This is a genomic window from Halobacillus sp. Marseille-Q1614, assembly GCF_902809865.1.
Classification (GTDB): Bacteria; Bacillota; Bacilli; order Bacillales; family Halobacillaceae; genus Halobacillus_A.
Window position 1 is genome coordinate 953,585 of record NZ_CADDWH010000001.1, and the last position, 13,285, is coordinate 966,869.

Consider the following 13,285-nt stretch of genomic DNA (forward strand, 5'->3'; position numbering starts at 1 on the left):
ACTCACTCATAAAGCGTAGTTCTTTCCTTGATTACAATAATTTTTTGTGCTATGATTTGAATACAATAAATAACCAATCCTGATGTGTACGTTGTTCGAATGTACGTTTTGACCGAACATTTTTGAAACGGGAGCCTGACGTCTTCACATGGAATGCATGCCTCTTTATTTCATTTAGAGGACGCAAGAAGTGTGAAGCAGGGCACCCACCTGCCTGGAGCGGGTTCAAAACTCATGATGCGACGGCACAATTGGGATTGGTTTTTGTATGTCTAAAAAAAGCGCCCGTTCCTTATGAACGGGCGCTTTTTTCTTTATTTGGCTAAATGCTCCAAGTGATTTGGCTCCATGCCGAACAGCGGATGGCTTTTAAATTCCTGGTCATCAAACATTGTCATTTTACGTGCTCGATCCATAAGAGAGATAAAAGCTTGATAATCTTCTTTTAAGGACTGGAGCTGAGACTGCAGTTTTTGATTAACAGCCTTGAGTTCATGGTTTTCTTCTTCTAATTCTTGTACTCTTTCATCTAAATTCGGCTGGCTGCTGGAAGCAGCCTGTAAGTTTTCTAAAAAAGTAATTACTTGAGGTAAGTCGATCGGCGCAGAAGGTTTTTCTTCTACACGTTCGTTTTTCTTTTTATAAACAGGAGCAGCTTCTTCTTTAGGAGCGGATGAGGAAATGACGGCCGGCTGCTGAAAGGCGGCTTCTTTTCTTTTTTTCTCCTTCCGCTGCTTTTTCGCTAAATCCACAGCCTGCTCGTATTTCTGCCTGATTTCTGCATTCCACCTAAAGCCGCAGGCGGCTGATGTGCGATTGAGTACATCTCCGACTTCATCGAAGGCTTTCAGCTGGGTGCTTCCTTCTCGAATATGTCTGAGTACAGTTTCTGCTAATAATAAATCATCTTCATGAGACCAAGCATCTTGTCTTACTTTTGGCATAATAACCCTCCAGTTAAACTATGAGAACAATAGTTTCTCAGATTTTGCTACTAGTTTGACCCAAGGGAGAATAATTTATACTTCTTTATGATTTTTGTTTATTAATATTTTCATACACTTGTTTCAAAGCCTGCTCAAATTTGCCCGTGGATTTAGGTTCATAGTACTTTTTACTCTTTATAGGATCCGGCAGGTACTGTTGGTCCACCCAGGCGTTCGGAAAATTATGAGGGTATTTATATTCAAGCCCTCTGCCTAGTTTGGCCGCCCCTTTATAATGGGAGTCTTTCAAATGGGCAGGAACGTCACCGCTGTTTCCTTTGCGGATATCAGCCAGGGCTGCGTCTAAAGCTTTATATGAGCTGTTTGATTTTGGGGAAAGCGCAAGCTCCGTCACTGCGGAAGCAAGCGGAATCCTTGCTTCAGGAAATCCAAGCCTTTCAGCTGCTTCTACGGCAGCCAGTGCTCTTGGTCCTGCCTGTGGATTAGCGAGTCCAATATCTTCATAGGCAATGACAACGAGGCGTCGGGCGATACTGTCTAAATCTCCGGCTTCTATCAATCTTGCCAGATAATGAAGCGAGGCATTGACATCACTTCCTCGAATTGATTTTTGGAAAGCAGAGAGCACATCATAATGGGCATCGCCATTTTTATCATGAGAAAAGCTTTTCTTCTGCATGCATTCCTCTGCAATCGCCAGATCTATAAAAATTCCACCGTCTTTATCCTCAGGTGTCGAGAAGGCGGCGAGCTCGAGTCCATTTAACGCAGACCTCATATCTCCGCCTGCACTTTCGGCAAAATGGTTAAGGGCTTCATCTGTAAGCTGGATCTTTAAATCTCCGAGCCCATCCTTTCCATTCGTTAACGCCCGTTCTATCGCTTCTTTAATATCGTCAGGCTCAAGTCTATACAGTTCAAAAAGATGACAGCGGCTGCGAATCGCGGGATTTATAGAATGATAAGGGTTGCTCGTGGTACATCCGATTAAAGTAAGCCGGTTGCTCTCAAGATGCGGCAGAAGAAAATCCTGTTTTCCTTTGTCCAGCCGGTGCACCTCATCAAGGATTAACACCATTTGGCCGTGCATCTTAGCCTCTTCTACAACAATTTCCATATCTTTCTTTTTATCTGTAACTGCATTTAACGTTTTATAAGGCAGGCGCAGGCTCTTTGCGAGAGCGGTGGCCATAGAAGTTTTCCCGGTACCGGGCGGACCAAATAAAATCATGGAAGCCAGGCGCTGGGCTTTGACCATTCTATCCAGTGTTTTCCCTTCAGAGACAAGGTGTTTCTGTCCGATAATATCCTGGATGCTTGAAGGCCTCATACGAAAAGCCAGTGGTTGTATACTCATAAGGTTTGAACTCCTTTATTTGTCTTCATTATTTCTAAGAGTAGATTCAATTCTATTAAAATGCAAGAGGGTTGCCATTCATGCTATAATAACGTTTGGTATAATTGAAGAAGGAGAGAGATCAGCTATGCAATGGACTCTAATAAAGCCAAAGGCTTGGCTGCGCTGGTCTTTTTTTATTGTGGGCCTGATTCTGTTAGGCCTCGGAATATCAATGACTATGCAAGTGAAGGATTTTGGCATAGGACCGTGGGATGTACTGCACTATGGATTGTTCGTTCAATTTGGATTGACAGTAGGCACATGGTCGATCATCGCAGGTTTAACAATCGTTATCATTTCATCTATTGTATTAAAAAGTCTGCCGCAAATCGGCACGATATTAAATATGGTGTTAATCGGCCTGTTTATAGATTTATTTAATTTTTTATTAACAGAGCCTGAATGGATGGCAGGTAAGATTTTAGTATTTATATTAGGTACGCTGGTTACAGCTGCGGGAATAGGAGTGTACGTAGCTCCTAATATTGGCGCAGGTCCCCGCGACAGTTTAATGCTGGTATTAACAGATGCGTTACAATGGAAAGTTTCAACCGTCAGGAATGCGATAGAAATTACGGTGGCTGTTATAGGATGGCTCTTAGGAGGTCCAGTAGGGATCGGTACTGTATTCATCGCTTTATTTCTCGGCACACTTGTTGGTAAAACTCTGCCGCTTTCCAAAAAAATATTGGACTACTTAATAAAGAAGGGTGAAGGTTATGAAAATCTCAACAAAAGGACGTTACGGACTAACCATTATGATTGAGCTCGCAAGAAAGTATGGAGATGGTCCGATTTCTCTAAAACAAATCGCCAGAGATAATGACTTATCCGAGCATTACCTTGAGCAGCTGATCGCTCCATTGCGAAACGCGAGTCTTGTTAAGAGCGTCAGAGGAGCATATGGCGGGTATATGCTCACAAAAGCGCCTTATGAAATAACAGCAGGTGATGTGATCAGAATACTTGAAGGTCCGATTACACCTGTAGAAGGTATTGAAGATGAGGAACCGGCGAAACAGGCCCTTTGGAAAAGAGTCAGAGATGCTGTAAAAGACGTACTGGATACGACCACTCTTGAGGATTTAAAAGATCATGTCGATGATCAGACCCAGGATGCTTATATGTTCTATATTTAAAGGGGTGTAAAAAATGGAACCAATCTATCTGGATCATGCAGCAACTACACCAATAGACCCGAACGTGCTTGAAGCTATGGTGCCTGTTTATCAAGAGACGTTTGGCAACCCATCAAGCGTTCACCAGTTTGGTAGAAAAGCCAGAAAGCTTCTTGATGACGCCCGCCTTACAATAGCTAAGAGCCTACGTGCTAAGGAAAGAGAGATCATTTTTACAAGCGGCGGAACGGAAGCAGATAATTTAGCGATTATCGGAACGGCGATGGCTAATCAGCATAAAGGAAAGCACATCATTACAACTGCCGTAGAGCACCACGCTGTTTTGCATGCCGTCGAATATTTAGAAAAAGAAGGCTTTGAGGTTGATTACCTGCCAGTCAATGAAGCAGGGCAGATAAGGGTAAAAGATTTTCAATCCTTGCTTCGGGACGATACAATATTAGTAAGTATTATGATGGTTAATAATGAAACAGGAGTCATTCAGCCGATTGAGGAAATCGCGGCACTTACGGCTGATCATCAGGCGTATTTGCATTCGGATATTGTCCAGGCTTATGGACTGTTTTCTATAGATGTGGAGAAGCTTCCGATCGACTTACTGGCGGTTTCCAGCCATAAGATCAATGGTCCTAAAGGCATCGGATTTTTGTATGTAAGAGAAGGAACTTTGCTTCAGTCTCTTCAGCATGGGGGAGAACAGGAGCGTAAACGACGGGCAGGAACAGAAAATATTCCGGCTGCTGCAGGATTTGAACGTGCGGTCAAGCTTCTTATGGAAACGCGGACAGACAACATTAATCACTATAAAAAATTGAAACAAACATTTTTGGAAACGCTAGAAGAAGAGGTGGACTTTACAGTCAATGGCGATGAAGAAGTTACGGTGCCGACAATTGTAAATGTCAGTTTTCCAGGAATGAATGTAGAAACCTTATTAACGAATTTCGATTTATCCGGAATTGCAGCTTCAAGCGGCAGCGCCTGTACGGCAGGTTCTGTAGAGCCTTCCCATGTATTATCGGCGATGTATGGATCAGAGGACGAGCGAACGACAAATTCGATTCGTTTCAGCTTTGGTTCAGCGAATACGGAAGAGAATGTAGCAGAAGCTGCCAAGCGGGTCAGTCAAATCGTTAAAAGACTGAGCTAGGAAGGTGAGAGAGATGAAAGATCCTAAAGATACAAGAGTAGTAGTAGGGATGAGCGGAGGCGTTGATTCCTCTGTATCCGCACTGCTTTTAAAACAGCAGGGGTATGATGTCATCGGTATCTTTATGAAAAACTGGGATGATACTGATGAGAATGGAGTGTGTACGGCAACAGAAGATTATGAAGACGTGATTCGTGTATGCAACCAATTAGACATTCCATATTATGCTGTTAATTTTGAAAAACAATACTGGGATAAAGTGTTCACTTACTTTTTAGACGAGTATAAAGCGGGGAGAACGCCTAATCCTGATGTAATGTGTAACAAAGAAATTAAGTTTAAAGCCTTTTTGGACCATGCGATGTCCTTAGGAGCGGACTATTTAGCAACAGGTCACTACGCCCAAGTTAAAGAAATAGAGGGAACGTACCAGATGCTTCGAGGTGTTGACCGCAATAAAGATCAAACGTATTTCTTAAATCAGCTGTCCCAGGATGTACTAGCCAAAGTCATGTTCCCACTTGGGCATTTAGAGAAGAAAGAAGTTCGTAAAATTGCAGAAGAACATGATCTCGCTACTGCCAAGAAAAAAGACTCCACAGGCATCTGCTTTATTGGGGAGCGTAATTTCAAAGAATTCCTCAGTGAATATATCCCGGCACAGCCAGGAGAAATGCAGACATTAGAAGGAGAAGTCAAAGGCAGCCATGACGGTCTGATGTACTACACCCTCGGCCAGCGTCAAGGCTTAGGTATTGGCGGGGCAGGGGACCCTTGGTTTGTCGTCGGTAAAAACCTTGAGGAAAACGTTTTATATGTAGGACAAGGCTACCATCACGATGCCCTGTACTCAGACGGATTACTGGCCGTTGATGCAAACTGGACGAGCGGCACAGCTCCAAAATTATCTTTTGACTGCACGGCGAAGTTCCGCTATCGTCAGGAGGACAGTCCTGTGACCGTACATCTAAATGAAGATGGTTCTGTTAAAGTGACTTTTAAAGAACCAGAACGAGCGGTTACTCCAGGACAGGCCGTTGTTTTCTATGAGGGAGACGTCTGCTTGGGCGGGGCCACAATCGATCAAGTCATCAAAGAAAACAAGCCGCTTACTTATGTAGGATAGGCTTAAAGAATAGGGAGAAAATGGCCATGTCCATATGGTAGTGGACATGGCTTTTTTAGGAGGAATTTGAATGAATAAATTAGATCAAGCCATTGATTACATGCAGCAGCAAAACTTCGAAAAAGCAACTCAATTATTTACAGAAGCCATTGAGGAAAATCCGAAAGATCCTGTCGGTTATATTAACTTTGGTAATCTGCTTATTCACGTTAGCGAATTTGAAAGGGCTGAACGCTTTTTTAACAGAGCAATCGAGCTCGATGATAAAGCAGCGACTGCATACTATGGACTTGGGAACGTGTACTATGAGCAAGAAAAATATACGAAAGCTCAAACCCAGTTTCTGCAGGCTATTGAAAAAGGACTTGATGAAGCAGATGTGCACTTCATGATCGGCATGACATTTGTCCATCAGGACTATATGAAGCTCGCTCTTCCTTATTTACTCCGTGCAGCTGAACTTAACTCAGATGACGTGGATATTCAGTTTCAATACGGGCTGTGCCTAGCGCAAAATGGCCAGATAGAAGCAGCTGAAGAGGCAATGAAGACTGTGCTACAATTAGAAGAAACTCACAGTGACGCTTATTATAATTTAGGGGTTGCAGCCCTCCACCGCGAGGATGCAGCAGCTGCTCTTGAATACTTTAACAAAGCCTTAGAAAATAACTCAGAGCATATGCTGGCAGCTCACGCTAAAGCACAAGTAGAGCATGCCTTAGGCGAAGAATAATTTAAAGGGGAACATGAAGTCATGGAAGAACATACGCTTTTTTCAACGTCCGGCGAAGAAGAAAAGCCTTTTATTAAAGGACAATTAAATCGCATGATTTTTCATAAGGAGTCGGAGCTTTTCTCCATCGCTTTAATTCAAATTACGGAATCCAGTGAAGAGGTTGAGGAGAAAAGTATTGTTATTAAAGGACATTTTCCTCCACTTGAGGAAGGGGAAACGTATGTTTTTTATGGGGATTTCCAGAACCACAAAAAATTCGGCCGGCAGTATCAAGTGAACTTCTATCAGCGCATTATGCCTGAAACTAAAGATGGCATTACGGCCTATCTTTCCAGTGATTTATTCCATGGCATCGGAAAGAAAACAGCTGAGCGGATTGTCGACGTATTAGGTGAACAGGCGATATCCATGATTTTAAAAGACCCGGATGTTTTGGATCGTGTTCCTAAGCTGGCTAAAGAAAAGAAAAAGCAACTGCGCGATGCACTTCTTGAACACCAGGGCTTTGAGCATGTCATGATTCACCTTAATAAATACGGGTTTGGACTGAAGCTGTCGCAAAAAATCTATCAGGCTTTTAAAGATCAGACGTTAAGCATAATTGAAGAAGATCCTTACCAGCTCGTATTTGAAGTAGAAGGTTTTGGTTTTCACCGTGCTGATGAAATGGCCAAGGTTCAGAAACTTCCTGAAGATCACCCGACAAGGCTGCGGGCCGCCAGTCTATATATCTTGCAGCAGAGCTTATCGGCAGGACATGTGTATCTGCCGACAGAGGTATGTCTTACACAAGCGGAATCTTTATTAAATCGCGGCGGCGCTTCCGCTGAAGTTACATTTGAACAGCTGTCTCAGCAGGTTATTCAATTAGCTGAAAACCGCTATGTTTTTATTGAAGACGACCGCATTTATCTGCCGTCCTTATACCACGCGGAAAATGGTTTTTGCCATCAGCTCGAGAGAATTACTTCCGAGGAGCTTGAAGTCGAATTTACACAGGCCGATTTAATGAAAATCATTGGAGATATCGAAGAAAAAGAATCGATCAGCTACGGAGAGGATCAGTTTAATGCGATTGAAAAAGCTTTACATTCAAAAGCTATGATTCTAACCGGAGGACCGGGCACAGGAAAAACAACGGTTATTAAAGGGATTATTCAAGCTTATGCCGAGCTTAATGACGTTTCGATCGATCCTAAGGATTTTGAGCAGGGCGACCCTTTTCCTTTTATTCTCGTGGCTCCTACAGGCAGGGCGGCCAAGCGGATGACCGAATCAACGGGTCTTCCTGCCAGCACGATTCATCGGCTGTTAGGCTGGGATGGACATGAAACGTTTGATAAGAACCAGAATAACCAGTTAGAGGGCGAGATTTTGATAATCGATGAGTTCTCTATGGTGGATATGTGGCTCGCTAATCAGCTGTTTAGGGCGATCCCTTCCAATATGCAGGTGCTGATCGTTGGGGATGAAGATCAGCTGCCTTCTGTTGGACCGGGCCAGGTACTTTCTGATCTATTGAAGTCGCAGTATATTCCTTTGATTAACCTAACAGAAGTTTACCGGCAAAAAGAAGGATCTAAAATTATTCAGCTCGCCCATGAAATCAAAAATGATGAATGCACGATCGACTCATTAACAAAAGATCATGATTTTAATTTTATTCCAGCCGGCGAACATCAGATTAAAGAGCTGGTCACCAACATTGTGAAAAAAGCGCTGGACAAAGGGATTGATCTTCGAGAGGTACAGGTTTTGGCGCCGATGTATCGAACGGATGTCGGTATCCATCAATTGAATGAGGAAATACAGAAGGCTGTAAACCCTAAAAGCAAGCAGAAGCGCAACATCACTTTTAAAGAAGTGACTTACCGGAAAGGCGATAAGGTCATACAGTTAGTCAACCAGCCGGAAGATGGTGTTTATAACGGGGATATTGGAGAAATTGCTGCGATCTTCAGGGCGGAAGAAAACGTCGATCAGGTTGAACAGGTCGTTGTAGAATATGACAATAAAGAAGTTGTCTATCCGAAGAAAGATTTAAATAATATAATGCATGCTTACTGTACGTCTATTCATAAATCGCAGGGCAGTGAGTTTTCGATCGTTATTCTCCCGGTGGTTAGAGGCTACCGGAGGATGCTTCGTAAGAATCTCCTTTATACCGCGATTACAAGATCCAAGCATTCCCTTATTATCTGCGGAGACCAGCAGGCGTTTTTAGAAGGGGTCAGGACAACAGATACTAATCTCAGGTATACCCAGCTTGCGGAGAAACTTCAAAAAGAAGAGATGCCGACAGTTGAGGAAGAGGAAGATCTATCACCTTATGACTTTATGTAATGTATAATTTGGAAATCATAGGGTTAGACTAGCAGACAAAAAGGAGTCTGCCCTTATGAAATGTCCAAATTGCCAAGGGAAAAACTTGGGCCGCATCGGAAATGATCAGTATTACTGCTGGACTTGCTGCATAGAGCTTTCAGTCAATAAAGGGAAGATTGATGTGCATCAAATTGAGGAAGACGGCAGCTTGAGCTCTTTAAATGATTTATTTTACCAGTCAGGGTCATAAATGAATAAAACACTAGTCAAGTGGGGGATGCGAATATCCATATTTTTCGTAATCCTGCTTATGCTGCTCTTCCTTGCCTGGTTATTTCCTTATTACGATCATGTCGTACTTTTGATTTGCAGGATCATTACCCCTTTTTTAATTGCTATTGTTATTGCCATGCTTTTGCATCCCGTAGTGGAATATTTGCATCACTTAGGGCTTAACCGTGTACTTGCCATTTTCCTTATCTTTATCGTCTTCTTTACGCTTTCCGGATATGGACTATACCGGGGCTATCCCCATCTTGTGCAGCAAATTAAACTATTAAACGAACAGCTGCCGGCTGTAATGGAAGCCTATCAGAATTGGACTAAGGAATTCTATAAACAAACCGAACGTCTTCCTGATGGCATTCACGAGCGAGTGGAAGATAGCTATCTGCGGCTGGAAACCTGGCTGAATTCGAAGCTCATGAAGATAATGGCCGGGATGAGTGGTGTATTTAATCTCATCATTCTCATTGCGGTGATTCCTGTTATGACGTTTTACTTTTTAAAAGACCACCATTATATTATGAACTCGCTTTTAAAGCTTTCTCCGAAGAAATGGCACAGGGAAGCCGTTCGGTTAACCAAAAAACTGAACCGTTCCCTCGGCGGTTATATCAGGGGGCAGATAATTATCAGCTTATTTGTAGGCGGGCTTGCCTCACTAGGATTCTACCTGGCGGGCCTCCCTTATCCGCTTGTTCTTGGAGTTGTGGCTGGAATTACCAACATTATTCCATACTTCGGTCCATTAATAGGAGCGGTACCGGCATTAATAGTAGCGGCGACGATATCTATGAAAGTGTTATTTTTAACCCTCATCGTTATCGTTATTATTCAGGTAATCGAAGGAAATCTTTTATCTCCATATATTATGGGCAGGAGCATTCATACCCACCCGCTCCTGATTATATTTGCCCTTCTGGCAGGCGGAGAACTGGCGGGAGTGGCTGGAATGGTGCTGGCCGTGCCGGTGTTAACGTGTTTAAAAGTTGTGGTGGAAGAAGTTTATCAAGCCCGGATGGCCCGAAGCGTTGACAGATAAGCATAACTTTTCTATAATTACGCATATCTACACTATATGAACGATAAATACGGAGAAGGAAAAAAGTAAGCAGCCAGCAATTCATAAGAGATGTTCTTCCATAGGCTGAAAGAAGAACAGAAATTGCCCTGTTGAAAGCTATTCCGGAGTGCGGTTAATACCCGCCGGCCATTCGCACCGTTACCCGCGAAGAGAGTGATAGACGACTTATTGTCTATAACCAGGGTGGTACCGCGGATTAAAATCCCGTCCCTGCCAGATGGCAGGGACGGGATTTTTTCGTTTATATAGAGAAGGATGAATTTTTAAGGAGGTTTATCATATGAAAAATTTAACTTCAGCAGACGTACGACAAATGTTCCTCAACTTCTTTAAAGAAAAAGGTCACAGTGTTGAGCCCAGCGCTTCTCTTGTGCCCCATGAGGATCCTTCCCTGCTGTGGATCAACAGTGGTGTAGCTACATTAAAGAAATACTTTGACGGCCGGGTAATTCCGGAAAATCCACGTATTGTAAATGCGCAAAAATCGATTCGTACAAACGATATCGAAAATGTTGGATTTACGGCCCGCCACCATACTTTCTTTGAAATGCTCGGTAACTTTTCCATCGGCGATTACTTTAAAGAAGAAGCAATTGAATGGGGATGGGAATTTTTAACGAGCCCTGACTGGATCGGGTTTGAGCCTGAAAAACTGTCGGTCACCGTTCACCCTGAGGATGATGAAGCTTACGCGATCTGGAGAGACAAAATCGGAATTGATGAGAAAAAAATCATCCGCTTAGAAGAAAATTTCTGGGACATTGGGGAAGGTCCAAGCGGTCCAAACACCGAAATTTTCTATGATCGCGGTGAGAAATACGGAAATGACCCATCCGACCCTGAGCTGTATCCAGGAGGAGAAAATGAAAGGTATCTTGAAATCTGGAACTTAGTATTTTCCCAGTTCAACCATAACCCTGACGATACGTATACTCCGCTTCCGAAGAAAAATATTGATACAGGCATGGGGCTTGAGCGTATGGTATGTGTCATTCAAGATACCCAGACGAACTTTGAAACAGATTTGTTTCTGCCAATTATTCAAGCTACTGAAAAAATCTCCGGTGTATCTTACGGAGAAACAGAAGAGCAGGACTCAGCTTTTAAAGTGATTGCCGACCATATGCGTACGGTAAGTTTCGCCGTAAGTGATGGTGCGCTGCCTTCCAATGAAGGAAGGGGATATGTGCTCAGACGACTATTGCGCCGTGCTGTACGATTTGCGAAACAGATTAATATTAATGAGCCGTTCATGTACAGGCTGGTTCCCGAAGTAGCCGACATTATGAATGACTTTTACCCGGATATTCGCAAAAAACAAGAATTTATCCAAAGCGTCATAAAAACCGAAGAAGAGCGTTTCCACGAAACGCTAAATGAAGGACTTACGATTCTTTCCTCGATTATGAAAGAGGAAACAGCGAAAGGAAGCAATGTCTTTCCTGGAAGCGAAGTATTCCGTCTCTATGATACCTTTGGTTTTCCTAAGGAACTAACTGAGGAATATGTGGCAGAAGCCGGTTTTACGATTGATGAAGAAGGCTTCCAGAATGAAATGAAGAGGCAGCGTGAACGTGCAAGAAGCGCCCGGCAGAAATCTGACAGCATGCAGATTCAGGATGGAGTTCTCGGCGATGTGAACGTCAAGAGTGAGTTCATCGGCTATGATCGTTTAAGCACGGAAGCTGCTGTCGTTGAACTCATTAAGGACAATGCCTTCGCAGAAGCAGCGTCTGAAGGGGACACGGTTTATCTCTTCTTGGATCAGACGCCTTTCTATGCGGAAAGCGGCGGACAAATCGCTGATAAAGGGATCTTGAAAAACGATGAGGTTGAGGTAGAAATTACGAATGTGCAAAAAGCACCAAACGGCCAGCATATGCATGAAGCGGTTGTTGAAAAAGGAACCATTCAAAAAGGTGTCAGCTTAATTGCAGAAGTAAATAAAGAAACTCGGTCATACATCGTGAAAAACCATACGGCGACACACTTGCTTCACCAGGCGCTAAAAGATGTGCTGGGTGATCATGTTAATCAGGCCGGGTCTCTTGTAGCTCCTGAACGACTGCGCTTTGACTTCTCTCATTTTGGGTCCGTCACGGAATCTGAAATTGAGAAGATTGAAAAAATTGTTAATGAAAAAATTTGGAAGTCTCTTCCTGTAGGCGTGGAGTTCAAATCCCTTGAAGAGGCGAAGGAACAAGGCGCGATGGCCCTATTCGGCGAAAAATACGGCTCTGAAGTCCGCGTAGTACAAGTAGGGGATTACAGCATGGAACTTTGCGGCGGCTGCCATGTGGTAAATACGGCTGAAATCGGACTGTTTAAGATCGTAAGCGAAACGGGTATAGGAGCTGGTACAAGACGAATTGAGGCTGTAACAGCTAAAGGGGCTTATGAGTACTTAAGCGGTAAGGAAGCCCTATTAGAAGAAGCAGGAGAACTGGTTAAAGCAAAACCGAACCAGCTAATTGAGCGCATCCAGCACCTTCAGGATGAAATGAAGGCATTACAGCGTGAAAATGAATCACTAGCTTCTAAGATGTCTAATCTGGAAGCTGCGTCTATTTTTGAAGAAATCGAAACTGTAAACGGAGTCAACCTGCTGGCTAAACAAGTAGATGTTAAAGACATGAACGCCTTACGAAATATGATGGATGACCTCAAACAGAAAACAGAGTCCGGAGTTTTCCTTCTGGCGACAACAAGCGGGGAAAAAGTCCAGCTCATTGCAGGTGTTTCAAAAGACTTGATTGACAAAGGCTTCCATGCGGGCAACCTGATTAAACAGGCTGCTACGATATGTGGAGGCGGCGGCGGCGGCCGTCCTGATATGGCACAGGCGGGCGGTAAAGACCCTTCCAAGATTTCGGAAGCCTTGGCATATGCTCAAGAATATGTTCAAAGCAATTCCTAACTTTATAGTCTCTGTTATTTTTTCAGTGAAAAATAAGGGGAATGTGAAATAGCGAAGCGGAAAAAAATGGGCCGTCAAGATCACGCAGCGAGAAGGCTTGACGGTTCGTCCGCTTATAGAAGCACATTTCGTAAATTAAAGAAACACCCTCATTTAACAGAGCTAATTTTTAAAATAAAG

11 protein-coding genes, 1 other RNA gene and 1 other annotated feature are annotated in these 13,285 nt (G+C 43.3%); of the genes, 10 read left to right on the plus strand and 2 right to left on the minus strand.

Features of this window, described 5'->3' with window-relative positions:
• The first annotated feature begins 73 nt into the window (after nucleotides 1–73).
• A non-coding RNA gene (gene ssrS, locus HUS26_RS04655) (6S RNA) lies at nucleotides 74–262 on the plus strand.
• Between the two features lie 52 nt (nucleotides 263–314).
• Here the strand turns inward: ssrS and HUS26_RS04660 are convergent.
• Complete coding sequence (locus HUS26_RS04660) at nucleotides 315–944, minus strand: RsfA family transcriptional regulator (RefSeq protein WP_173916044.1); 630 nt, start codon at nucleotides 942–944, stop codon at nucleotides 315–317.
• A gap of 85 nt (nucleotides 945–1,029) precedes the next feature.
• Complete coding sequence (locus HUS26_RS04665; protein ID WP_173916045.1) at nucleotides 1,030–2,304, minus strand: replication-associated recombination protein A; 1,275 nt, start codon at nucleotides 2,302–2,304, stop codon at nucleotides 1,030–1,032.
• 127 nt (nucleotides 2,305–2,431) lie between these two features.
• On the opposite strand from HUS26_RS04665, the gene HUS26_RS04670 reads away from it, so the two are divergent.
• The 9 genes from HUS26_RS04670 to alaS all read left to right on the plus strand — a co-directional run bounded on the left by HUS26_RS04670 (nucleotide 2,432) and on the right by alaS (nucleotide 13,105).
• Nucleotides 2,432–3,112, plus strand: a complete 681-nt coding sequence (locus HUS26_RS04670) for a YitT family protein (protein WP_173916046.1) — start codon at nucleotides 2,432–2,434, stop codon at nucleotides 3,110–3,112.
• Nucleotides 3,066–3,485 carry a cysteine metabolism transcriptional regulator CymR gene (gene cymR, locus HUS26_RS04675; protein WP_173916047.1) on the plus strand — a complete coding sequence of 140 codons (420 nt, stop codon included), beginning with the start codon at nucleotides 3,066–3,068 and terminating at the stop codon, nucleotides 3,483–3,485. The genes HUS26_RS04670 and cymR overlap by 47 nt, the downstream gene beginning before the upstream one ends.
• A 13-nt stretch (nucleotides 3,486–3,498) precedes the next feature.
• Nucleotides 3,499–4,635, plus strand: a complete 1,137-nt coding sequence (locus HUS26_RS04680; RefSeq protein ID WP_173916048.1) for a cysteine desulfurase family protein — start codon at nucleotides 3,499–3,501, stop codon at nucleotides 4,633–4,635.
• A 13-nt stretch (nucleotides 4,636–4,648) separates the two neighbouring features.
• Nucleotides 4,649–5,761 (plus strand): tRNA 2-thiouridine(34) synthase MnmA, encoded by a 1,113-nt coding sequence (gene mnmA / locus HUS26_RS04685; RefSeq protein WP_173916049.1) that lies wholly within the window; start codon nucleotides 4,649–4,651, stop codon nucleotides 5,759–5,761.
• 70 nt (nucleotides 5,762–5,831) lie between these two features.
• Nucleotides 5,832–6,494 (plus strand): lipopolysaccharide assembly protein LapB, encoded by a 663-nt coding sequence (locus tag HUS26_RS04690; RefSeq protein WP_173916050.1) that lies wholly within the window; start codon nucleotides 5,832–5,834, stop codon nucleotides 6,492–6,494.
• Between the two features lie 21 nt (nucleotides 6,495–6,515).
• Nucleotides 6,516–8,840 (plus strand): ATP-dependent RecD-like DNA helicase, encoded by a 2,325-nt coding sequence (locus HUS26_RS04695; RefSeq protein WP_173916051.1) that lies wholly within the window; start codon nucleotides 6,516–6,518, stop codon nucleotides 8,838–8,840.
• A gap of 55 nt (nucleotides 8,841–8,895) precedes the next feature.
• Nucleotides 8,896–9,072 carry a hypothetical protein gene (locus HUS26_RS04700; protein ID WP_173916052.1) on the plus strand — a complete coding sequence of 59 codons (177 nt, stop codon included), beginning with the start codon at nucleotides 8,896–8,898 and terminating at the stop codon, nucleotides 9,070–9,072.
• Nucleotides 9,073–10,146, plus strand: a complete 1,074-nt coding sequence (locus HUS26_RS04705) for an AI-2E family transporter (RefSeq protein WP_173916053.1) — start codon at nucleotides 9,073–9,075, stop codon at nucleotides 10,144–10,146.
• Nucleotides 10,147–10,189: 43 nt separating this feature from the next.
• Nucleotides 10,190–10,403, plus strand: a binding site (T-box leader).
• Nucleotides 10,404–10,468: 65 nt separating this feature from the next.
• The gene (gene alaS, locus HUS26_RS04710) at nucleotides 10,469–13,105 is read left to right on the plus strand and encodes an alanine--tRNA ligase (protein ID WP_173916054.1); all 2,637 of its coding nucleotides are present in this window, start codon (nucleotides 10,469–10,471) and stop codon (nucleotides 13,103–13,105) included.
• The last annotated feature ends 180 nt before the right edge of the window (nucleotides 13,106–13,285 follow it).

Coding starts and splice junctions, on each gene's coding strand:
- HUS26_RS04660 (WP_173916044.1), bottom strand. CDS start 944: ATGCCAAAAGTAAGACAAGATGCTTGGTCTCATGAAGATGATTTATTA.
- cymR (WP_173916047.1), top strand. CDS start 3,066: ATGAAAATCTCAACAAAAGGACGTTACGGACTAACCATTATGATTGAG.
- alaS (WP_173916054.1), top strand. CDS start 10,469: ATGAAAAATTTAACTTCAGCAGACGTACGACAAATGTTCCTCAACTTC.
- mnmA (WP_173916049.1), top strand. CDS start 4,649: ATGAAAGATCCTAAAGATACAAGAGTAGTAGTAGGGATGAGCGGAGGC.
- HUS26_RS04670 (WP_173916046.1), top strand. CDS start 2,432: ATGCAATGGACTCTAATAAAGCCAAAGGCTTGGCTGCGCTGGTCTTTT.
- HUS26_RS04680 (WP_173916048.1), top strand. CDS start 3,499: ATGGAACCAATCTATCTGGATCATGCAGCAACTACACCAATAGACCCG.
- HUS26_RS04690 (WP_173916050.1), top strand. CDS start 5,832: ATGAATAAATTAGATCAAGCCATTGATTACATGCAGCAGCAAAACTTC.
- HUS26_RS04700 (WP_173916052.1), top strand. CDS start 8,896: ATGAAATGTCCAAATTGCCAAGGGAAAAACTTGGGCCGCATCGGAAAT.
- HUS26_RS04665 (WP_173916045.1), bottom strand. CDS start 2,304: ATGAGTATACAACCACTGGCTTTTCGTATGAGGCCTTCAAGCATCCAG.
- HUS26_RS04695 (WP_173916051.1), top strand. CDS start 6,516: ATGGAAGAACATACGCTTTTTTCAACGTCCGGCGAAGAAGAAAAGCCT.
- HUS26_RS04705 (WP_173916053.1), top strand. CDS start 9,073: ATGAATAAAACACTAGTCAAGTGGGGGATGCGAATATCCATATTTTTC.